Origin of the sequence: Pseudoalteromonas sp. Of11M-6 (genome assembly GCF_022347905.1) — a bacterium.
Lineage (GTDB): Bacteria > Pseudomonadota > Gammaproteobacteria > Enterobacterales > Alteromonadaceae > Pseudoalteromonas.
This window is the reverse complement of record NZ_JAKRFW010000003.1, coordinates 18,166-40,423: the sequence shown is the minus strand read 5'-3', so window position 1 is coordinate 40,423 and position 22,258 is coordinate 18,166. Positions and strand designations below refer to the sequence as shown.

The window sequence follows — 22,258 nt, the reverse complement described above, 5'->3', positions numbered from 1 at the left end:
GATAAATGCTTTTTGCAATTAAGCTGAATGCGTAATAACGCGGTCTATCGTTTCGTCATTGCGCAGCGTTAAGATCTCAACGCCATTATCTGTGACAAGCAGCGTGTGTTCCCACTGCGCCGAAAGACTACGGTCTTTGGTAACGACAGTCCAATCATCTTTTAGTAGCTTACATTGGCGCTTACCGGCGTTAACCATAGGCTCGATAGTCAAACACATGCCAGCTTTGAGCACTTCGCCAGTACCTGGTTTGCCGTAGTGCATTACTTGTGGCTCTTCATGGAATTCTTTACCAATACCGTGACCACAATATTCACGCACGATAGAGTAGTTAAAGCCTTCTGCATACTTTTGAATTGCAGCGCCAATATCACCCAAACGCACGCCCGGTTTTACCATTTTTATCGCAAGGTATAGGCTTTCTTGCGTGATCTCGCTTAAGCGCTTACCTTGGATCGTTGGTGTACCGACGTAAAACATTTTTGACGTATCACCATGATACCCATCTTTGATCACAGTGATGTCGATATTGATAATGTCGCCTTCTTTTAGCGGTTTATCGTTCGGGATTCCGTGACAGATAACGTGGTTAACTGAGGTACAAATAGACTTCGGAAAGCCGTGATAATTTAGCGGTGCAGGAATGGCACCTTGCTCATCAACAATGTAGTTGTGACAAATGGTGTTTAATTCGTCGGTGGTCACCCCTGGCTTAACATACGGCTCGATCATTTCCAGTACTTCCGCGGCTAAACGCCCGGCAACACGCATTTTTTCGATTTCTTCAGGGGTTTTGATCACAGCACTCATTTAGACTCCAAGTCAATTTAGATGAACATTTATTATGCACAAATTTTACGCATAAGATTGAGTTAATTCTTTATATATGGTATAAAGCGCGCCGTCTTTTTACAAATAATTCTTCCTCACACGATGAGAATGAATGTTTGTAGTTAAGACAACACACTTATTAATATTAACACACACACATATCGACACATACACTTGGGTGCATGCAGTTATAAAAACTTCGTGTTGGTGCTATGGGATATGTGGAGGCCTAACCCTAACTTTTAGAGGAAATATACAATGGCAAACGTTTCAATGCGCGATATGCTTCAAGCTGGTGTTCACTTCGGTCACCAAGCACGTTACTGGAACCCTAAGATGAAGCCGTTCATCTTCGGTGCACGTAACCGCGTTCATATCATCAACCTAGAAAAAACTGTTCCTATGTTCAACGATGCTCTTAAGTTCTTACAGAACGTAGCATCTAACAAAGGCAAAATCCTTTTCGTAGGTACTAAGCGCGCTGCAAGCGAAGCAGTTAAAGAAGCGGCTATCCAAAGTGAGCAGTTCTACGTAAATCACCGTTGGTTAGGTGGTATGTTGACTAACTGGAAAACAGTTCGTCAATCAATCAAGCGTCTTAAAGAGCTTGAGACTCAAAGCCAAGACGGTACTTTCGAGAAGCTTACTAAGAAAGAAGCGCTAATGCTTACTCGTGAAATGCAAAAGCTTGAAAAAGGCCTTGGCGGTATCAAAGATATGGGCGGTCTTCCTGACGCTATCTTCGTTATCGACGCTGACCACGAGCACATCGCTATCCGTGAAGCTAACAACCTAGGTATCCCAGTAGTATCTGTTGTTGATACTAACTCTAACCCAGATGGTGTTGATTTCATCATCCCTGGTAACGACGACGCTATCCGTGCAATCCAGCTATACACTGGTGCAGTAGCGACTGCTATCACTGAAGGTCGTGAAAGCAACATCGTTGCTCAAGCAGAAAACGACGACTTCGTTGAAGCTGAGTAATTACCTGATTAGGTATTAGCTGTCATCAAGTCTTCATCAAATTATTGGTGAAGACTTGATATTCTTTATAAGCGATTAACTGCTTATCCCGTTGTTTGCCAAGCAGACCTTGAAAGATAACGGATTTTTATCAAATTGAGGCGAGCTGTACTTGATTTGATATTCAGCCAACCTAAGGTTGGTTTTATCAAGAACTGAATTCAGATTTGAGGATATTCTAATGGCTGTAACTGCTGCCCTAGTAAAAGAACTTCGTGACCGCACTGGCGCTGGTATGATGGATTGTAAAAAAGCACTGACAGAAACTGGCGGTGATATCGATCAAGCAATCGAAAACATGCGCAAAAGTGGTGCTGCTAAAGCTGCTAAAAAAGCAGGCAACATCGCTGCTGAAGGTACAATCATCATCAAGCAAGGCGAAGGTTTTGCTGCACTAGTAGAAGTTAACTGTCAAACTGACTTCGTAGCAAAAGATGCAAGCTTCCTTGCATTTGCTAACGAAATTGCTGACGCAGCTGTAGCTGAGCAACTAACTATCGAAGACTTACAAGCTAAGTTTGAAGAGACTCGCGTTGCACTAGTAGCTAAAATCGGTGAGAACATGAACATCCGTCGTGTTTCTTACATCCAAGGTGACAAGCTAGTTGCTTACCGTCACGGCGAGCGTATCGGTGTTGTTGTAGCTGGTGATGCTGACGAAGAAACACTTAAGCACGTTGCAATGCACGTTGCTGCTTCTAAGCCAGACTACCTAAACCCAGAAGACGTACCTGCTGAAGTAGTTGAAAAAGAAAAAGCGGTTCAAGTTGAAATCGCAATGAACGAAGGTAAGCCAGCTGAAATCGCTGAGAAAATGGTTGTTGGTCGTATGAAGAAGTTCACTGGTGAGATCTCTCTTACTGGTCAAGCTTTCATCATGGAACCTAAGAAATCAGTGGGTGACTACCTTAAAGAGAAGAATGCATCTGTTTCTTCATTCGTTCGCCTAGAGGTAGGTGAAGGTATCGAGAAGAAAGAAGAAGATTTCGCAGCAGAAGTTGCAGCACAAATCGCTGCAGCAAAAGGCCAGTAATCACTTATTGTGATGCCTAATGACGTAAAAGCTGACATTAGCTTTGCGTCATTGCTGAAAATTCTCTAAAATAACCGCGCATTTATGTCTAGCATAAGCGCGGTTATTTTTTACCTCACTTTTAATTGGCCCGGATATTATGACTATCAATAAAAAACCTGTTTTTAGACGCGTTCTTTTAAAGCTTAGTGGTGAAGCTTTAATGGGAGATGAAGGCTTTGGTATCGATCCAAAAGTATTGGATCGTATGGCACAAGAAATCAAAGAGTTAGTAGAGCTCGACGTAGAAGTGGGTTTGGTTATCGGTGGCGGTAACTTCTTACGTGGTGGTTCACTTGCAGAAGCGGGCATGAACCGAGTGGTGGGCGACCACATGGGCATGCTGGCGACCGTCATGAATGGCCTTGCGATGCGTGATGCGCTGCACCGTGCTTTTGTAAACGCACGTTTGATGTCTGCTATCCCGCTAAATGGTGTGTGTGATGCGTACAATTGGGCAGAAGCAATTAGCCTATTAAAATCTGGCCGTGTTGTTATTTTCTCTGCAGGTACGGGCAATCCTTTCTTTACTACAGACTCAGCAGCATGTTTGCGCGGTATAGAGATTGAAGCGGATACCGTGATTAAAGCCACTAAGGTTGAAGGGGTATTTAGTGACGATCCGGTGAAAAACCCAGATGCTACGCTATACCGCACGTTGACTTACAACGAAGTGATCGATAAAGAATTGAAAGTGATGGATTTAGCTGCATTTACATTGGCACGTGACCACAATATGCCAATCAGCGTATTCAACATGAATAAACCGGGTGCATTGAAAAATGTCATCATGGGTGAAGAGGAAGGTACCCTTATCTCTTCTCAAGCAGCAGAATAATCTGACGACTATTTCAGCAACTCGCAGTTAAGTAGCGAATCTCTAAATTGCGAGTATAATCTGGCATAACAAGAACAGACTAGGAAAGTATTGTGATCGAAGATATTAAAAAAGACGCTCAAGAGCGCATGAAAAAAAGTGTGGCGGCACTTGGAAGCCAGCTTTCTAAAATCCGCACAGGTCGTGCACACCCTGCACTACTAGATGGTATCTCTGTTTCATACTACGGTGCAGATACACCGCTAAACCAAGTAGCAAACGTAACGACGGAAGACTCTCGTACGCTGGCTATCAGCGTATTCGACAAGTCACTTGCACAAGCGGTAGAAAAAGCAATCATGTCTTCTGACTTAGGTCTAAACCCAATGTCAGCAGGTACTGTGATCCGTGTTCCACTTCCTCCACTAACTGAAGAGCGTCGTAAAGATCTCATCAAGATCGTACGTGGTGAGGTTGAAGGTGGTCGTGTTGCAGTACGTAACATTCGCCGTGATGCAAACGGTGATATTAAATCATTGCTAAAAGACAAAGAAATTTCTGAAGACGAAGCGCGTCAAGCTGAAGATGATATCCAAAAACTGACTGACAAGTTCATCAAAGAAATGGATACTCAACTAAGCGCGAAAGAAGCAGAGTTGATGGAAATCTAAATGTCTTTATCCTAGCGTTTATATTTACGCACTGTTTACGTATTGCAGAAAATTCTGCTTTGTTTCTGAGCAGTTAGGTTTTTTTGGGCTAGGTACACTGACAAATTTATTAGGTTTGAAGCGCCGCCTAAGGTATACTAGGCGGCGTTTTTTTTCACTTAAATTGGAATTATGGTTTTAAAAGCAGAGGTTATTTCGCAGCAATCATTGCCAAAACATGTTGCGATAATAATGGATGGCAACGGTCGTTGGGCTCAAGCTCGCAGGCGTCCACGCGCCTTCGGACACAAGAAGGGCGTAGATTCTGTTCGTAGTGCTGTACAATTCTGTTCCAAGTTAGGTATAGAGTCTCTGACGCTATTTGCCTTTAGTAGTGAAAACTGGCGTAGGCCAGAAGATGAAGTCAGCACGTTAATGGAATTATTTATTTATGTGCTGACTAAAGAAGTTAAAAAATTACATAAGAACAACGTAAAGCTAACCATTATTGGCGAACTTTCTCGTTTTCCTGACAGCCTCCAAAAGCGTGTTCATGAAGCTCAAACATTGACCCAGGACAATACAGGGCTTAACTTAAACATTGCAGCAAATTACGGTGGACGTTGGGATATCACACAGGCAGCACAACACCTCGCAAAACAAGTTGCAGCGGGTGAATTGCAACCAAGTGATATAACCGAAGATGCCTTGACAGAGCAGATGACGATGGCCGATCAAGCGAATCTCGACTTGCTGATCAGAACGGGAGGCGACTTCCGCATCAGTAACTTCTTGCTATGGCAAGCTGCGTATGCCGAACTCTATTTTACCGACACGCTTTGGCCTGATTTTGACGAGCAAGCATTCTCTGAAGCCATTGCTTGTTACGTGTCTAGAGAGCGACGCTTCGGATGCACAGGAGAGCAGATAAAGCAGCTCCTCGCAGAGAAAGACGCAACAAGTTAAGGGTTCAAATTTGTTAAAACAACGTATTCTAACGTCAGCGGTGCTTGCACCTCTGGCTCTACTTTTGGTGTTTTATACACCGCTGGCAATGTTTAGTACGATTGCCGCACTAATCGTTTTGCTTGGTGCATGGGAGTGGTCGGCGCTTGCGGGCCTATGTCAAAAGCGTCAGCGTTTTACTTTCGTTGGCGTCATGGCGGTGTTAATTCTATTGCTTAACACCCACTGGCCAATACAGGATTTATGGCAGCAAGGGCGCTTAGTCGCTGATGCTAATTATGTATTTACGCTCGCTTTTGCGTGGTGGCTGGTTGCTACTTTCTTGGTAGTTAAATATCCACGAGCAGCTCGTGCTTGGAATGAAGGGATCATGATGCGCTCCATCGCTGGTGTACTGACACTAGTACCGCTGTGGCTTGCGTTAAACGTGATGCGTAGTGCCGGATACGAAGATGGCGAACACATAGGTTCGGTTCTTATCATGGTGGTATTGGGTATAGTGTGGAGCGCAGACATTGGCGCCTACTTCGCTGGAAAGAATTTAGGTAAGCACAAGCTCATGCCTAAAGTGAGCCCTAATAAAACGATTGAAGGTCTTGTTGGTGGCGTGATCACCGCAGTTGTTTTTGTGTTAGTGTTTTGTCACTTCGCTGCGATTGATCTCAACATGTGGCCAATTTATGCTGCAATGACCATTATTATTGCGCTATTTTCTGCCGTTGGTGATTTACTTGAAAGTATGTTTAAGCGCGAAGTAGGTCTTAAAGATTCAGGCCGTTGTTTGCCAGGTCACGGCGGTATTCTAGATCGCATTGATAGCTTAACGGCTGCAGCACCCATTTTTGCTTTTTGCTACGCTTGGACGGTAGTGCTATGAGCGAGCAAAACTTGGTAGTACTGGGGGCGACAGGCTCAATTGGACTATCAACCTTAGACGTCGTCAGCCGCAATACAGAACAATATCGTGTATTTGCCTTAGTCGCAGGGCAAAACGCGGAAAAGATGGCTGAGCTTTGTTTACATCATCAACCCAAATACGCGGTTATGAGCTCTGAGCACGCAGCTAAGCAACTTTCTCAACGTTTGACGGACACTACCACCGAAGTACTCCATGGCGTTGAAGCAATGGCTGAGATGGCTCGCCACGTGGATGTGGATATTGTGATGTCCGCAATCGTTGGTGCAGCTGGGTTGTTACCGACTTTAGCGGCAGTCGAAGCGGGTAAAAAAGTGTTGCTGGCGAACAAAGAGTCGTTAGTAATGAGTGGCCAGCTGTTTATGGATAAAGTAAAAGCGCATGGTGCGACTTTACTCCCTATCGACAGTGAGCATAATGCCATTTATCAGTGCCTACCAACGACTATACAAACGGGACAATCTTCAAATCTAAGCCACAGCGGTGTTAGTAAGATTTTATTAACCGGTTCAGGTGGACCTTTCTTGCAGCGTTCATTGGCTACCTTAGCTTCAGTAACGGTAGAAGAAGCGGTTGCGCATCCTAATTGGTCTATGGGCAGAAAAATCTCTGTCGACTCTGCGACCATGATGAATAAAGGGCTAGAGTTTATTGAAGCTAAGTGGTTATTTAACTGTTCAGCTGACGATATTGAAGTGGTGATACACCCACAAAGTATGATCCACTCTATGGTGCAGTATCGCGATGGCTCGGTGCTGGCACAAATGGGGCAACCAGACATGCGAACGCCGATTGCATATGGGCTTGCCTATCCTGGCAGAATTGACGCGGGCGTCAAGCCATTAGATTTTTCTCAGATTGTCGATTTCACTTTTACCAAACCAGATTTTAACCGTTATCCCAACCTCAAATTAGCGATTGACGCATGTCGTAGTGGTCAGGCCGCAACAACAACAGTGAATGCTGCAAATGAAATTGCCGTTGCGGCATTTTTAGAGGGTAAGATAGGGTTTTGTGATATCTATCGAGTCAATGCCTTAACGCTTGAGCACAGTGAGCTAAGCGTATTAGAATCCGTTGAGTCTATTATGGAAACAGACCGAACGGCACGCCACCGAGCGCAGCAAATTATCGCCACATTGAGGTAACCATGTTTGAATTTTTCTGGCACTTAGGCTCATTTATTCTTGCTTTAGGGATTTTAGTTACCGTTCATGAATATGGCCATTTTTGGGTTGCCAGAAAAGCCGGCGTTAAGGTCTTACGTTTTTCTATCGGTTTTGGTAAGCCTTTAGTTAAGTGGTATGACAAACACCAAACCGAATACGTTATCGCCGCAATTCCACTTGGTGGTTATGTCAAAATGCTCGATGAACGTGTCGACGATGTGCCAGAGCAGGAGCGCCACCTTGCCTTCAATAATAAGCCAGTACTTTCTCGTATCGCTGTGGTAGCTGCAGGCCCCATTGCGAACTTTTTGTTTGCCATTGTCACGTTAGCGGCAATGTATATGGTAGGGGTTCAATCAGTAAAACCCGTCGTTGGAGCTGTGACACCAACCAGTATCGCGGCGGATGCAGGGTTTCAATCAGGCGACCACATCATTGCACTGAATGATGAGTTGGTGCACTCATGGCAAGACGTTACGTTTGAATTGATGGCGCATTTAGGTGAACCATCACTGGTTGCCAAAGTACAAGATGAAAAGGGTAGCTTAGCAATTCGCACGCTACGTTTGAGTGACTGGAAGCTGGAAAAGCAGGACGAAGCGCCGCTGACCTCAGTCGGCATTACGCCATATAGGCCGCCGCTGACGCTGCAGCTCGGTTATATTGAAGAAGGTGCGGCTGCCGACAAAGGTGGCTTACAAGTAGAAGACACGCTAGTTGCGATAAATGGTGACAAATTGGCGTCGTGGCAACAGCTGGTGAGCCGAGTTCAAAAATCTGCAAATCAAGCCATAAGCATTGATATTCTGCGCGATGGTAAGCCACAAACCCTAACGGTAACCCCTCGGGCAAAAACGTCATCAGAAGGTGTCGTACAAGGCTACTTGGGCGTTGTGCCTGTGATGGAAAAATGGCCAAATGGTTATATTGAAACTAGACAATATGGCATCCTAGATAGTATGGTGCTTGGCATTCGTAAAACTTACGACTTGATTGCCTTAAGTTTCGACATGATCGGCAACTTAATCACGGGCCAAGTCTCGGTAAAAAACTTAAGCGGGCCTGTGGGGATCGCGGTTAGTGCCGGAAATAGCGTTAGTTACGGGTTAGTTGCATTTTTAGGCTTCTTAGCGCTTATCAGCGTGAATTTAGGAGTTTTTAACTTATTACCGCTCCCTGTCCTAGATGGTGGGCATTTAATGTATTACTTAATTGAACTAATTCGCAGAAAACCAGTCTCTGAAAAGACACAAGAGTTTGGGTTTAAGATTGGAGCAGCGCTTCTTCTTGCCTTAACGTTTTTTGCACTATTTAATGATGTTTCTCGGCTTTAAGCCGTGCGGTGCTAAAAAGCGCACATTATATGCAGTTTAAATGTTTGCATTTTTGTTCAAGCATACAACGGATAACATAATACAAAAGCTGTAACGTTTGAATGTTGTGATGTAGTGGGCCTTAGCGTATCGCGCCAAAATTGTTGTAAAGGATAAAGATAATAAAATGCCTATAAAAAAACACATTGCAGTAACCAGTTTACTGGGCGCTAGTTTTGCTGCCTTAGGGCAAAACTCCTTTATCGTAGAAGATTTAAAAGTAGAAGGGCTGCAGCGAGTTGCACTAGGTGCTGCATTGACACATATTCCGATCAACGTTGGTGACAATGTCGATCAGTTTACTATTTCACGCACAATCAAGGCGTTGTATAAGTCTGGCCACTTTGACAACATTGCGGTATTCCGTGATGGTAATCAGATTATTTTTAAGGTTAAAGAACGTCCAACTATCAGCTCAATCGAATTTGATGGCAACAAAGACATCAAAGACGAGCAGCTAAATGAGAGTTTAGAACAGCAAAATATTCGCCAAGGTGAGCCGTTAGACAGAACGGTACTCGATAGTATCGAAAAAGGCTTAACGGAATTCTTCCACAGTATTGGTAAATACAATGCTAAGGTTGAGGTGAGCATTGTAGAATTGCCACGTAACCGTGTGAAGTTGATGCTGAAGTTTGAAGAGGGTGATGCTGCTTCTGTACGTCAAATTAACCTTGTTGGTAATGAACTGTTCTCGGACGAAGAACTTCTTAACCTAATTGAATCTCAGCAGGACTTGCCGTGGTGGCGCTTCCTATCTAATGACCGTTATCAAAAACAAACCATTGAAGGCGATTTAGAAAAGATCCGCAGTTTTTACCTAGACCGTGGTTATTTACGTTTTAACATCGATTCAACGCAAGTTTCAGTAAGCCCAGAACGTGAATCAGTTTATGTTACGGCAAACATCACCGAAGGTGAAAAGTATACCGTTAAAGGATTTGATTTCATTGGTGACTTACTAGGCCGTGAAGACTTAATTAAAGGTATTGTGCCACTTCGCGCTGGTGAGCTTTACAACGGCTCAGTTGTAACGGCGACGGAAGACTTCATTAAGAGTTATTTGGCGCGTTTTGGATATGCCAACGCTGAAGTGCGAACAGTCCCAGAAATCGATGATGAAAACAAAGAAGTACAGTTAACACTATCAGTTGATCCTGGAAAGCGTGTATATGTACGCCGTATCGTGGTGAATGGTAACCAAAATACAGCGGATGAAGTGTTACGTCGTGAAATGACGCAGCTTGAAGGTGCATGGTTGTCTAACCAAAACTTAGAGCGTTCGAAGCTTCAAATTCAACGTTTGCCATATATGGAATCGGTAGAGTTTGAAGTCAAGCCAATTCCAGGGGTTGAAGATCAGGTTGATGTTGACTTTAAAGTAAAAGAGCAACCAGCAGGTAGTTTCCAAGCTGGTGTTGCTTATGGTTCTTATGCGGGCCTTCAGTTTAACATCGGTGTCAGTGAGTCTAACTTCTTGGGGTCTGGTAACCAAGTTGCTTTCAATATTAACACTTCGCGTGGTTCAGAGCGTTATAGTGTATCTTATACCGATCCGTACTTTACACCTGATGGTGTGTCGCAAGGCAGCAGTATCTTCTATAGTAAGTTCGATGCAAGTGAGTTTGGGATTGTAGATTATAAATCGACGAGCTACGGTATCGGCACTAACTTTGGTTTCCCAATCAATGCGATTAACCGTGTTAACTTTGGTATTCGTTGGATTGAAGAAAGCCTTTCGCAAATTTCAGACTTTGAGCAAACACGCGTACTTCGTGAGAGCTTCTTAAACGAAAGCGATCCAAACGCAGATTACGACTTTACCAAATATGAGTTAAGCGCAGGTTGGTCACGTGTAACGGTTAACCGTGGTATGTTCCCAACCGCAGGTTCTCGTCAAAGCTTGAACTTAAGTATTACTACACCAAACTCAGATCTTAATTTCTTCAAGATTAATTACGATTCACGTTTTTACTGGCCAATCAGTAACGACCATCGTTGGGTATTCTCAGCGAGAGCGGGCTTAGGTTATGGTAACGGTTATGGCGAGACCAATGGCTTTGAGCAAGTATTGCCATTCCAAGAGTTCTTCCGTATTTCAGAGCAAGAGCTGCGAGGCTTTGACCGAAACACGATCCTACCTCGAGCGGTACAGCGTGCGCCTAAGTGTATTCCGGGTACACCTAAACCAGATGGTACATCAGGTAGCTGTATTGGCGGCGATCAGCAATTTGATACGCTAAACCTAGGTGGCCGTATCGGTGGTAACGCAAAAGCACTAGCAGGTTTAGAGCTTATTGTACCAACGCCATTCTTAGACGAAGATAATACCAGTTCTGTAAGAACCAGCTTCTTCGTTGATGCGGCAAACGTTTGGGATACCGAGTTTGATGTAGATCGCTATAACAACTTGACGGAAGATCAATACAATCTACTTTCTGATTTCTCTGATCCATCAAGGTTCAGAGTATCAACGGGTTTATCGATTCAGTGGATCTCGCCAATGGGTCCAATGCTGATCAGTTTCGCTTACCCACTCAAAAAAGAAGAAGAAGACGATACGAAGACGATCAGCTTCAATATCAGTAATACATTCTAAGGAGTTTTATTGTGAAAAAATTTATTAAATCATCAACACTAGCCATGACAGCAGCACTAATGATGGGTGCTTCAGGTAGCGCGCTTGCACACAAAGTCGGCATCGTAGACATGCAGGAAGTGTATAAGCAAATTCCACAAATGGCGAAAATTGAACAAACGCTACAAGCTGAGTTTGCTGAGCGTCGTCAAGAGCTTGAAAAAATTCAAGGTGACATTCGTTTCGAAGCTGAAAAATTTAAGCGCGAAGCGACGACTATGAGTGAAGAGCAAAAAGAAGCGCTTCGTGAAAAAATCCAAGGAATGCAAAAGACACTTGCTGAAAAAGGTCGTCCACTAGAGCAAGAAATTAAAGTTCGTCAAAACCAAGAGCTTGCTAAAGTACAAAAGCTAATCGTAGATGCGATTGAGTCTGTTGCTAAAAAAGGTAAGTTTGATGAAGTTAAAGTAAAAGATACGACAATTTACTTCAATCCTGATAAAGTAGCCGACCTTTCTGAAGAAGTGGTAAAAGCGGTTAGCAATAAGTAATGACAAAACTTCACACCTTATCTCAACTTGCTGAGTTTCTAGGTGCTCAGCTGCAAGGTGATGGCGATAAATCAATTCGAAATATCGCCACTCTCGCACAGGCAAAAGACGACCAAATCGCGTTTTTAGCCAACAGCAAATACCGTGGTCAGCTTGAAAGCACGACTGCGGGGGCCGTGATCTTGAGTGAAAAAGACGCGGATTATTTTGCGGGTAATAAACTCATTATCGCAGATCCCTATGTAGCCTATGCAAAACTTGCACAGAAGCTAGACTCAACACCTAGCGCAGCATCAGGAGTTCATCGTACAGCAGTTATCTCTGATACCGCAACGCTTGGCGAAAATGTCAGTGTGGGTGCGAATGCTGTAATTGAAGATGGCGCTGTGATTGGTGATGATGTTGAGATAGGGCCAGGCTGCTTCATTGGAAAACATGCCAAAGTAGGCGCAAAGACTAAACTCTGGGCAAACGTGACTATCTATCATGAAGTACAGATAGGCGAGCAATGTCTATTCCAGTCTGGTGCCGTAATAGGAAGTGATGGTTTTGGCTACGCCAACGAGAAAGGCGAGTGGGTTAAAATCCCTCAAGTTGGCACCGTAATTATTGGCGACCGTGTCGAAGTTGGCGCGAGTACCTCTATTGATAGAGGTGCGCTAGAAGACACCATTATTCATAGCAACGTCATTTTAGATAACCAGATCCAAATTGCCCATAACGTCGAAGTTGGTTACGGTACAGCCATCGCAGGCTGCACGGTATTAGCGGGCAGTGTTAAGATCGGCAAGTACTGCCAAATTGGCGGCATGACAGCAATCAATGGTCACAACGAAATTTGTGATGGGGTTGTCATTACTGGTATGAGCATGGTTACTAAAGGAATTACTGAGCCAGGGATCTATTCTTCTGGTTTACCTCACCAAACGAATAAAGAGTGGCGTAAGTCTATTGCACACTTACGCAATTTATCTGACTTTAAGTCGCGCCTGAAGGCACTTGAGCTGCTGACAGCACAGCTTAAAGATACTGATGTAGAATAAGGAAGCTATTTTGGCTAACGAATTAAACAGCTTTGATATCCAAGAGATTTTAAAACTTCTTCCGCACCGCTACCCAATGTTGCTTGTTGACAAAGTGGTAGACTTTAAGCCTGGCGAATATCTTCACGCGATTAAAAACGTGACGATTAATGAGCCTATTTTCACGGGTCACTTCCCAGAGCAACCTATTTTCCCAGGTGTGTTGATCCTAGAAGCGATGGCACAGGCAACTGGTTTACTTGGTTTTAAAACGGTCGAGAATCGCAGCGAGAATGAACTATACTTATTTGCAGCGATTGACAATGCACGTTTCAAACAACCTGTTCTACCGGGTGACACGATGCATTTGCACGTTAAGTTCGAAAAAGAACGCCGTAATATCTGGAAATTCAGTGCTGAAGCTAAAGTAGAAGGCAAAACTGTGTGTTCAGCTGAAATTATGTGTGCTAGAAGAGAGTTTTAATGGCTATTCATCCTACCGCAATTATCGAATCAGGCGCGCGTCTAGGCGAGAATGTTTCTGTAGGCCCTTATAGTTATATTGGCAATGACGTAGTCATTGGCGATAACTGTAAGATTGAATCACATGTTGTGATCAAAGGCCCATCTGAAATTGGTTCAGGCAATCACATTTTCCAATTCGCGTCAGTAGGGGAAGCCTGCCAAGATAAAAAGTACAAGGATGAACCAACCAAGCTAATTATTGGTGATAACAACGTTATTCGTGAGTGTGCGACCATCCATCGTGGCACAATTCAAGACGAAGGGATCACGCGAATTGGTAGCAACAACTTATTTATGGCTTACACCCATGTAGCACACGACGCAGTCATTGGCAGCAATGTGATTTTCGCTAACAATGCGAGTGTAGCCGGACACGTACATATTGGTGACTGGGTTATCCTTGCGGGTAATTCTGGTGTACATCAATTTTGTAAAGTGGGTTCACATGCCTTTATTGGTATGTACTCGGGTGTGAACCAAGACGTGCCGCCATTTGTTACAACGACTGGCACGCCAGCGAGACCCGTTGCAATTAATACTGAAGGCTTAAAGCGTCGCGGCTTTGAGTCTGATGAAATCATGGCAACAAGACGCGCATACAAAACGTTGTTCCGTAAGGGGCTGCGTTTAGAAGATGCGTTAGAAGCGCTAAAAGAAGAGGCTTCTGAGTTCGCAGCAGTTCAACAAATGATTGATTTTATTGCGACTTCTAATCGTGGTTTGATCCGCTAAACTTGAACCGCAATACAGGTTATACTTACGCCATACATTTTGTATGGCGTTTTTTTATACTGAAAAATAACAATGGCTAACGAAAAAAATATTACCATTGGCGTGGTCGCAGGAGAGTTATCGGGCGATATACTCGGAGCAGGCCTCATAAACGCGCTAAAACTTCATTACCCCAATGCCAATTTTGTCGGGATCGGTGGTCCTAAAATGCAACAAGCTGGTTGTAAAAGCCTGTTTGACATGGATGAACTGGCTGTTATGGGACTAGTCGAAGTGCTTGGTCGCTTACCTCGCTTGCTAAAAATTAAAAAGCAATTGGTGAATTACTTTATTGATAATCCACCCGATGTATTCATCGGTATCGATGCGCCGGATTTTAATTTGCGGGTTGAAAAACCGTTGAAAGCGGCTGGGGTTAAAACCATTCAGTATGTAAGCCCAAGTGTGTGGGCGTGGCGTCAAAAACGCATCCATAAGATTGCTGAAGCGACTAACCTAGTGCTGTCTTTGCTGCCGTTCGAAAAAGCCTTTTATGATAAACATGAAGTGCCTTGTACATTTGTGGGTCACACGCTAGCGGATGAAATTCCACTTGAGCCGGATACCGCAGGTGCGCGTGCACAGCTGAGCTTAAGTCAAGATGATACGGTTTTAGCACTGCTTCCTGGTAGCCGGGGCTCTGAAGTTGGCTTATTGAGTCGCACTTACCTTGCCACTGCAAAAAAACTAGTCGATAAAATTCCCGACTTAAAAATCGTCGTGCCTTTGGTAAACGAAAAGCGCAGAGCGCAGTTTTTGGAAGCCTTGAAAGAAGTCGCGCCGGAATTGAACCCAATTATGCTTGACGGCCAGTCAGCACTGGCAATGCAAGCTGCGGATAGCGTTTTACTGGCCTCGGGTACAGCCACACTTGAGGCGATGCTATATAAAAAGCCAATGGTGGTAGGGTATAAGCTAAATCCTAAGAGTTATTGGATTTTTAATACCTTTTTTACCTTTAACATCAAATACTTTGCTTTGCCGAATTTATTGGCTGACGCACCACTTGTGCCTGAATTTTTACAGGCAGAATGTAATCCTGACGCACTCGCTGATGCACTTTTCCCGATGTTAAAGGGCAATAATAGTAAGCTTGTTAGAAAGTTTTACGAGATACATGAGAACATTCGCCTAAATGCCAGCAAACAAGCGGCTCAGGCTGTAATGGAGTTAATAGATGCAAATTGAACGTCCTGATGTGCAGTATATTGCAGGCGTTGACGAGGTAGGACGTGGCCCGTTGGTGGGTGACGTTGTGACCGCTGCCGTTATTTTAGACCCAACCAAACCAATAGTAGGGTTAACCGACTCAAAAAAACTGTCAGAGAAAAAGCGCATTGCATTGGCAGAAGAAATAAAAGAAAAGGCATTATGTTACTGCATTGCGAGAGCATCAGTTGCAGAAATTGACGATCTGAATATTCTTCACGCAACGATGTTGGCGATGACACGCGCAGTTGAAGGGTTGGAAATTCAACCAAATCATGTATTTGTTGATGGAAATCGTTTACCTAAGCTAAGTGTTGCGGCAACCGCAGTTGTAAAAGGGGATAGCCTAGTTGCCGAGATAAGTGCAGCATCCATATTGGCGAAAGTCACCCGAGACAATGAGATGTTAGCACTCGATGCGGAATATCCAGAGTTTGGTTTTGCAGGCCACAAAGGTTATCCAACCAAAGCCCATTTTGCCGCACTCGAAGCACATGGTGTTACTCCGCATCACCGTACAAGCTTTAAGCCTGTGCAACGAATTTTGGCCGAGAAGGAGTAAACATGCCAGCCCCGCAATTTGTCCATTTGCGTGTACACAGTGACTTCTCAATGGTGGATGGTCTAGCAAAGACCAAACCAATTGTGGCTAGGGCCGAAGAGCTTGCAATGCCTGCGCTTGCCATCACCGATCAAATGAACTTATGTGGTTTGGTGCGTTTTTATGGTGGCGCACACGGGGCAGGGATTAAGCCAATAATTGGTGCGGATTTTTGGCTGAAGTCAGATCAGTTTCCTGATGAACCAAGCCGAATTCTCGTTCTCGCCAAGAACAATCAAGGGTATAAAAACCTCACCTTGTTGATCTCCGATGCCTATCTTCGTGGTCATGTATTCCATCGTCCTGTTATTGATAAAGAATGGCTCGCCAAATACAAAGAAGGGCTGATCCTTATCTCGGGCGCGAAAGATGGCGATTTAGGTAAAGCCATCTTAAAAGGCAATCCTAAGCTAATTGAAGAAACGCTGGCGTTTTACGAGCAACATTTTAGCGACCATTTTTATATTGAGCTGCAACGCACAGCACGTGCACAAGAAGAAGAATATCTCCATGGTGCTGTGGAGGTCGCGGCTGCGCGTAATATACCCGTCGTTGCGACGAATGAAGTGGTGTTTTTACACGAAAAAGACTTTGATGCCCACGAAATTCGTGTTGCTATTCACGACGGCTATACATTAGAAGACAAAAATCGACCAAAACGCTTTTCTAAAGAGCAATATTTAAAGACTTCTGAGCAAATGCAAGCGCTCTTTAGTGACATTCCAGAAGCTTTAGAAAACACCGTAGAAATCGCCAAACGCTGTAACGTGACGGTACAGCTTGGCACCTACTTCCTACCAGATTATCCAACGGGCGATCTGGCGATTGAAGATTTCTTGGTAAAAGTGTCGCGAGATGGCCTAGAAGAACGGTTGCAGTTCTTATTTCCCGATGAAAATGATCGCAAAGAAAAGCGTGGTGAATATGACGACCGTCTGCAGGTTGAACTCGACGTTATCAACCAAATGGGATTTCCAGGTTACTTCTTAATCGTAATGGAGTTCATTCAGTGGAGTAAGGATAACGGCATCCCTGTAGGTCCTGGTCGTGGTTCCGGTGCCGGCTCTTTGGTGGCATATGCGCTTAAGATCACAGATCTTGACCCACTTGAATTCGATCTCCTATTCGAACGATTCCTAAACCCAGAACGGGTTTCGATGCCAGACTTTGACGTCGACTTCTGTATGGATAGACGAGACGAGGTAATTGATCACGTTGCTAAACTGTACGGTCGAGACGCCGTATCTCAGATCATCACCTTTGGTACGATGGCGGCAAAAGCGGTAATTCGAGACGTTGGTCGTGTGCTTGGTCACCCTTATGGCTTCGTAGATAGGATCTCCAAGCTTGTACCTGGCGACCCCGGTATGACACTTGCCAAAGCGTTTGATGTTGAACCTCGCCTGCCTGAAGCTTACGATAGCGATGAAGAAGTTCGTGAACTGATTGATAAATGTCGCATTCTTGAAGGCTGTACGCGTAACGCGGGTAAACACGCCGGTGGTGTTGTTATCTCGCCTACCACCATTACCGACTTTGCAGCACTGTATTGCGACGAAGAAGGTAAGTTCCCTGTTACCCAGTTTGATAAGAACGACGTAGAAACCGCAGGTCTGGTTAAGTTTGACTTCCTCGGTCTAAGAACGCTAACCATTTTGCAATGGGCGCTCGACATGGCGAACGAACGCCTTGGTAGAGAAAGTCGTGAGCCGATTGATATCGCAGCGATCCCATTGGATGACCCTGCAAGTTTTAAAGTGTTACTAGACGCACAAACAACTGCGGTATTTCAGTTGGAATCTCGTGGTATGAAAGACTTGATCCGTCGCTTGAAGCCAGACTGTTTCGAAGACATGATCGCACTGGTTGCGCTATTCCGTCCGGGTCCTTTGCAATCAGGCATGGTAGATAACTTTATCGACCGTAAGCATGGTCGTGAAGAAGTATCGTATCCAGACGCACAATACCAGCATGAAAGTCTACAACCCATACTGGAGCCAACCTACGGGATCATCCTATATCAAGAACAGGTAATGCAGATAGCGCAGGTGCTTGCCGGTTATAGTCTAGGTGGCGCTGACTTGCTTCGTCGTGCGATGGGTAAGAAAAAGCCTGAAGAAATGGCGAAGCAACGTGCAACGTTCGAAGATGGTGCCAAAGATAATGGCGTCGAAGGCGAACTTGCCATGAAAATCTTCGACTTGGTAGAAAAGTTCGCGGGTTACGGCTTTAACAAATCACACTCCGCAGCCTACGCGTTAGTGTCGTACCAAACGCTATGGATGAAGACCCATTTCCCTGCCGAGTTTATGGCGGCAGTAATGTCAGCGGATATGGATAACACCGACAAAATCGTAACCTTGGTAGATGAATGCGAAAACATGAAGTTGACGCTGCTACCACCAGACGTGAATGCCGGTGTCTACAAATTTGCTGTAAATCTTCAGGGTGAGATCGTCTATGGTTTAGGTGCGATAAAAGGCGTAGGTGAAGGCCCCGTTGAAGCGATCCTTGAAGCGCGAGCCCAAGGGGAAGAATTTAAAGATTTATTCGACTTCTGTGCGCGAGTTGATTTAAAGCGTCTAAATAAACGCGTGATTGAAAAGCTCATTTACGCAGGAGCGCTTGATAAGCTTGGTCCTGACAGAGATCAGCCTGGGCGCGCGACTTTACTGGCAAGCTTAAAAGATGCCATGAAGTCGGCAGAGCAGCATCACAAAGCCGAATCACTTGGACAGAGCGACTTATTTGGTTTGCTAGCAGTTGAGCCTGAGGAGGTTGAGCAAGCCTTTATCAAAGCCACGCCGCTCAGCGATAAAGAATGGTTAAATGGGGAAAAAGAAACCTTAGGTCTTTATCTAACAGGCCACCCAATTAACCAATATCGTAAAGAATTAAAATATTATACCTCTGGCAAGTTAGTTGACTTACAACCCGGTAATCGTGATACGGTAGCAACCGCGGCGGGACTGGTTATCAATGCTCGTACCTTGATAAACAAAAAAGGAGCGCGTTGGGGGCTTATCACTTTAGATGACAAAAGTGCCCGAATTGATGTACGCTTATTTCCTGAACAGTTTGAAATGTACCAAGAAATGCTGCAAATTAACCAAATCTTGGTAATATCTGGACAGGTCAGCTTTGATAACTTCTCTGGTGGCATTACAATGACCGCAAGAGAAATCTCTACCATTGCTCAGGCGCGAGAAAAGCGTATTAGTGCAATAAAAATGACGCTAAATATGGCTCAAATTGACGCGAACTTCTTTGATAATTTCAAAAAAGTGCTAGAACCATACAAATTTGGAACGTGTCCGGTAAAAATTAAATATCAGCGTCCTGATGCATTAGCAGAGTTAACATTAGGAACACAATGGTGTGTGACGCCAAGTGATGAGCTTTTAACTCGTTTATCACTGTTGGCGGCGCAGGAATTAGAATTAGAATTTAACTAAACAGGTAGTTTAGAGCATGAGCCTCAATTATCTTGAATTTGAACTTCCAATCGCTGAATTGGAAGCAAAAATCAAAGAATTACAAAACGTAAGCCGCTCTGGCGATTTAGATCTTAGCCTTGAAGAAGAGATAAGCCGCTTAAAAGACAAAAATGTTGAGCTAACCAAGAAAATTTTCGATGGTTTAGGTACTTGGCAAGTGTCTCAATTAGCGCGTCATCCGCTTCGTCCATATACTCGCGATTATATTGAACGCATTTTTACCGAGTTTGACGAGTTCGCAGGCGACCGTACTTTTGCTAACGATCCGGCTATTCTTGGTGGTGTTGCACGTCTTGACGACAAGCCAGTAATGATTATCGGTCAGCAAAAAGGTCGTGATACGGCTGAAAAAATCAAACGTAATTTTGGTATGCCAAAGCCAGAAGGTTACCGTAAAGCATTACGCTTAATGGAAATGGCTGAACGCTTTAAGATGCCAATCATTACCTTTATCGACACTCCGGGAGCTTACCCGGGTGTAGGTGCTGAAGAGCGCGGTCAAAGTGAAGCGATTGCACGTAACCTTAAGGTGATGGCAGCGCTCAAAGTGCCAACCATTTGTACTGTGATCGGTGAAGGCGGCTCTGGTGGCGCATTGGCTATTGGGGTAGGTGACAGAGTAAACATGCTGCAATACAGCACGTATTCGGTAATTTCACCTGAAGGGTGTGCTTCTATTCTTTGGAAGAGTGCAGACAAAGCTTCACTTGCAGCAGAAGCAATGGGTGTATCAGCTTCTCGCGTAAAAGAGTTAGACCTTATCAATAACATCATCGAAGAGCCGCTAGGTGGCGCACACCGCAATTACGATGCGATGGCGAAAAACCTGAAAGTGCAGCTTAAACGTGACTTGGCTGATCTTGAAGCGCTAAGTACCGAAGAGATGTTAGATCAGCGTTATAAGCGTCTGATGTCATTTGGTTATTGTTAATACGGGTTCTGCTCGTATTGATATCAATGCTAATTTAAGTTAAAAAGCCGCTATTGAGCGGCTTTTTTTATTGATTGTAAGAAAACATGATTAATAGTCGGGTTTACCAACAAGTAGAGTCAAGTTTAAAGGTATTGAGTTCCAGCCTTGACGCCAAAGGGTTGTGTATTGCTTTATCTGGTGGTGTGGATTCGGTTGTGTTGCTCCATCTTTGTCGAGAATATGCAAACAAGCATAACGTTATACTCCAAGCGGTTTATGTTAATCATGGCTTGTCACAGCACGCTACGCAGTGGCAGCAGTTTTGTAAATCGCTTTGTGAAACACTCAATGTCCCCTTTGTTGCAAAGCAGGTTGCTATTACTCGGAAAACCCGTACTAGCCTTGAAGCGCAAGCACGCGAAGCTCGCTATCAAGCTTTAGATGACGCGGCCAAAGCCGGTTTTGCAATCGTACTTGGGCAACATGCCGATGACCAAGTAGAAACTTTCTTACTGAGATTAAAGCGCGGCTCTGGATTACTCGGGCTTGGAGCGATGAGAGCGACTACTCAGCTGCCATCTGGGCGCTATTGTATTCGTCCGTTACTTGCCGTTAGTCGCAGTGACATTGAAGCATTTGCACAGCAGTTTGGCCTTGAGCATATTACTGATGAGTCCAACGCTGACGATGTGTTTGACCGTAACTTTTTACGCAATCAGGTGATCCCGCTACTTACCTCTCGATTCAATGGTTTTGTAGGTAACACACTGCGCAGTATTGATATTCTACAGCGCCAACAAGCCATAATTGATGAGGTGAGTGAAGAAGACTTGCAAAAGTGTCGTTGTCGGATGGCGCTAAATATCACGGCTTTACAACGGCTCTCTTGTGCAAGAAGAGATAATGTTATCAGACTGTGGCTATCAAAGCAGGGCATAGAGATGCCGAGTCACAAACAGCTAGATGAAATCGTACAACAGGCGTTTTTATCGCGCCAAGACAGTCAACTTGAAATTCGTTTTAAGCAAGGCGCAGTGAGGCGCTATCGTGATGCACTTTATTGGGTAACGGAAACTAGCCAAAAGCATGACATTGAGACCGTTAACCTCAACGAACTCAGCGGGCAAAGTACACCTGTTGCTTTACAAACTGGCAAGGGGATCCGCAAACCTTTCACGGACGAAATCGTTAGCATTCGCTACGGCAGACTTAAAGATAAAATCAAACCACAGAGCAAACCTGGCTCTAATACCTTGAAACATTGGCTAAAAGATTTACACATTCCAAGCTGGGAGCGTGATTCTATTGCGGTTGTTTATTACAATGATACACCGGTTGCGGTGAACGGACTGTTTGTGAGTGCCGATCACGCAGAAGACAATGGCATTATTTGGGTAGTAAAAGATGACTGAAAGTAAAAAGATTGGCCAACAGTTAGCGCAAAAGGCACCTTATGCGGTGGTGTTCACTGCGGTGGTGTTTATCGTACTTTTTATGTCGAGTGAAGTGGTGTGGCTAAATCAAATATTTGCTTCCGCATCAGGCATTATCAGTATCGTGTTTTTACTTCTGTATTGGCATGGTAAGGGTGGAATGTATTTTATTCTTGGCTTACTTGCGCCAATGCTTGCGGTGATGTTTTCAGAGTTACCCGATTTCCTTGCGCTTGCATGGGTAATAAATGGATTTTTTAACGGCGCGGCGTTAGCCCTGATGGCCTACCTATACTTAGGAAAAGGTGCTCAGCGTTAACGCATAACACTGAGCAAAA

20 protein-coding genes are annotated in these 22,258 nt (G+C 44.4%); 19 read left to right on the top strand and 1 reads right to left on the bottom strand.

Translation table 11 applies throughout. From position 1 onward, the window contains the following. Positions 1–18 precede the first annotated feature (18 nt). A complete protein-coding gene (gene map, locus MHN32_RS02650) occupies positions 19–810 on the bottom strand; it encodes a type I methionyl aminopeptidase (RefSeq protein ID WP_010606768.1) in 792 nt (263 codons plus the stop codon). Between the two features lie 279 nt (positions 811–1,089). Here map and rpsB point away from each other — a divergent pair, with 279 nt between their 5' ends. From rpsB to MHN32_RS02555, 19 genes are all read left to right on the top strand, one after another. After that, positions 1,090–1,818 carry a 30S ribosomal protein S2 gene (gene rpsB / locus MHN32_RS02645; RefSeq protein ID WP_010371318.1) on the top strand — a complete coding sequence of 243 codons (729 nt, stop codon included), beginning with the start codon at positions 1,090–1,092 and terminating at the stop codon, positions 1,816–1,818. 220 nt (positions 1,819–2,038) lie between these two features. Continuing rightward, positions 2,039–2,890 carry a translation elongation factor Ts gene (gene tsf / locus MHN32_RS02640; RefSeq protein ID WP_102057110.1) on the top strand — a complete coding sequence of 284 codons (852 nt, stop codon included), beginning with the start codon at positions 2,039–2,041 and terminating at the stop codon, positions 2,888–2,890. 139 nt (positions 2,891–3,029) lie between these two features. Then, entirely contained in the window at positions 3,030–3,767 is a 738-nt protein-coding gene (gene pyrH / locus MHN32_RS02635) for a UMP kinase (RefSeq protein WP_010371324.1), read from the top strand. A 92-nt stretch (positions 3,768–3,859) separates the two neighbouring features. After that, positions 3,860–4,417 carry a ribosome recycling factor gene (gene frr, locus MHN32_RS02630; protein WP_010371327.1) on the top strand — a complete coding sequence of 186 codons (558 nt, stop codon included), beginning with the start codon at positions 3,860–3,862 and terminating at the stop codon, positions 4,415–4,417. Positions 4,418–4,588: 171 nt separating this feature from the next. After that, complete coding sequence (locus tag MHN32_RS02625) at positions 4,589–5,362, top strand: isoprenyl transferase (RefSeq protein ID WP_010606771.1); 774 nt, start codon at positions 4,589–4,591, stop codon at positions 5,360–5,362. Between the two features lie 10 nt (positions 5,363–5,372). Then, on the top strand, positions 5,373–6,239 hold the full coding sequence (locus tag MHN32_RS02620) for a phosphatidate cytidylyltransferase (protein ID WP_017216091.1): 867 nt from the start codon (positions 5,373–5,375) through the stop codon (positions 6,237–6,239). Next, entirely contained in the window at positions 6,236–7,426 is a 1,191-nt protein-coding gene (gene ispC, locus MHN32_RS02615; RefSeq protein WP_239420831.1) for a 1-deoxy-D-xylulose-5-phosphate reductoisomerase, read from the top strand. The genes MHN32_RS02620 and ispC overlap by 4 nt, the downstream gene beginning before the upstream one ends. Before the next feature lie 2 nt (positions 7,427–7,428). Continuing rightward, entirely contained in the window at positions 7,429–8,781 is a 1,353-nt protein-coding gene (rseP, locus tag MHN32_RS02610; protein WP_239420830.1) for a sigma E protease regulator RseP, read from the top strand. A 166-nt stretch (positions 8,782–8,947) separates the two neighbouring features. After that, positions 8,948–11,419, top strand: coding sequence for an outer membrane protein assembly factor BamA (bamA, locus tag MHN32_RS02605; RefSeq protein WP_010606775.1), 2,472 nt, complete (start codon positions 8,948–8,950; stop codon positions 11,417–11,419). Between the two features lie 11 nt (positions 11,420–11,430). Then, the gene (locus MHN32_RS02600; protein WP_102057107.1) at positions 11,431–11,949 is read left to right on the top strand and encodes an OmpH family outer membrane protein; all 519 of its coding nucleotides are present in this window, start codon (positions 11,431–11,433) and stop codon (positions 11,947–11,949) included. Continuing rightward, a complete protein-coding gene (gene lpxD / locus MHN32_RS02595; protein ID WP_010606777.1) occupies positions 11,949–12,992 on the top strand; it encodes a UDP-3-O-(3-hydroxymyristoyl)glucosamine N-acyltransferase in 1,044 nt (347 codons plus the stop codon). The genes MHN32_RS02600 and lpxD overlap by 1 nt, the downstream gene beginning before the upstream one ends. Before the next feature lie 10 nt (positions 12,993–13,002). After that, positions 13,003–13,455, top strand: a complete 453-nt coding sequence (fabZ, locus tag MHN32_RS02590; protein ID WP_010371351.1) for a 3-hydroxyacyl-ACP dehydratase FabZ — start codon at positions 13,003–13,005, stop codon at positions 13,453–13,455. After that, positions 13,455–14,228: an acyl-ACP--UDP-N-acetylglucosamine O-acyltransferase gene (gene lpxA, locus MHN32_RS02585; protein WP_088530226.1), complete on the top strand. Its 774-nt coding sequence runs from the start codon at positions 13,455–13,457 to the stop codon at positions 14,226–14,228. The genes fabZ and lpxA overlap by 1 nt, the downstream gene beginning before the upstream one ends. Before the next feature lie 72 nt (positions 14,229–14,300). After that, the gene (lpxB, locus tag MHN32_RS02580; protein ID WP_010606779.1) at positions 14,301–15,455 is read left to right on the top strand and encodes a lipid-A-disaccharide synthase; all 1,155 of its coding nucleotides are present in this window, start codon (positions 14,301–14,303) and stop codon (positions 15,453–15,455) included. Then, entirely contained in the window at positions 15,445–16,038 is a 594-nt protein-coding gene (gene rnhB / locus MHN32_RS02575; RefSeq protein ID WP_010606780.1) for a ribonuclease HII, read from the top strand. The genes lpxB and rnhB overlap by 11 nt, the downstream gene beginning before the upstream one ends. Positions 16,039–16,040: 2 nt before the next feature. After that, positions 16,041–19,532, top strand: a complete 3,492-nt coding sequence (dnaE, locus tag MHN32_RS02570; protein ID WP_239420829.1) for a DNA polymerase III subunit alpha — start codon at positions 16,041–16,043, stop codon at positions 19,530–19,532. Between the two features lie 16 nt (positions 19,533–19,548). Next, positions 19,549–20,505 carry an acetyl-CoA carboxylase carboxyl transferase subunit alpha gene (gene accA / locus MHN32_RS02565; RefSeq protein WP_010606782.1) on the top strand — a complete coding sequence of 319 codons (957 nt, stop codon included), beginning with the start codon at positions 19,549–19,551 and terminating at the stop codon, positions 20,503–20,505. An 86-nt stretch (positions 20,506–20,591) separates the two neighbouring features. Then, on the top strand, positions 20,592–21,899 hold the full coding sequence (tilS, locus tag MHN32_RS02560) for a tRNA lysidine(34) synthetase TilS (protein ID WP_206471037.1): 1,308 nt from the start codon (positions 20,592–20,594) through the stop codon (positions 21,897–21,899). Next, positions 21,892–22,239 carry a hypothetical protein gene (locus MHN32_RS02555; protein ID WP_239420828.1) on the top strand — a complete coding sequence of 116 codons (348 nt, stop codon included), beginning with the start codon at positions 21,892–21,894 and terminating at the stop codon, positions 22,237–22,239. The genes tilS and MHN32_RS02555 overlap by 8 nt, the downstream gene beginning before the upstream one ends. The last annotated feature ends 19 nt before the right edge of the window (positions 22,240–22,258 follow it).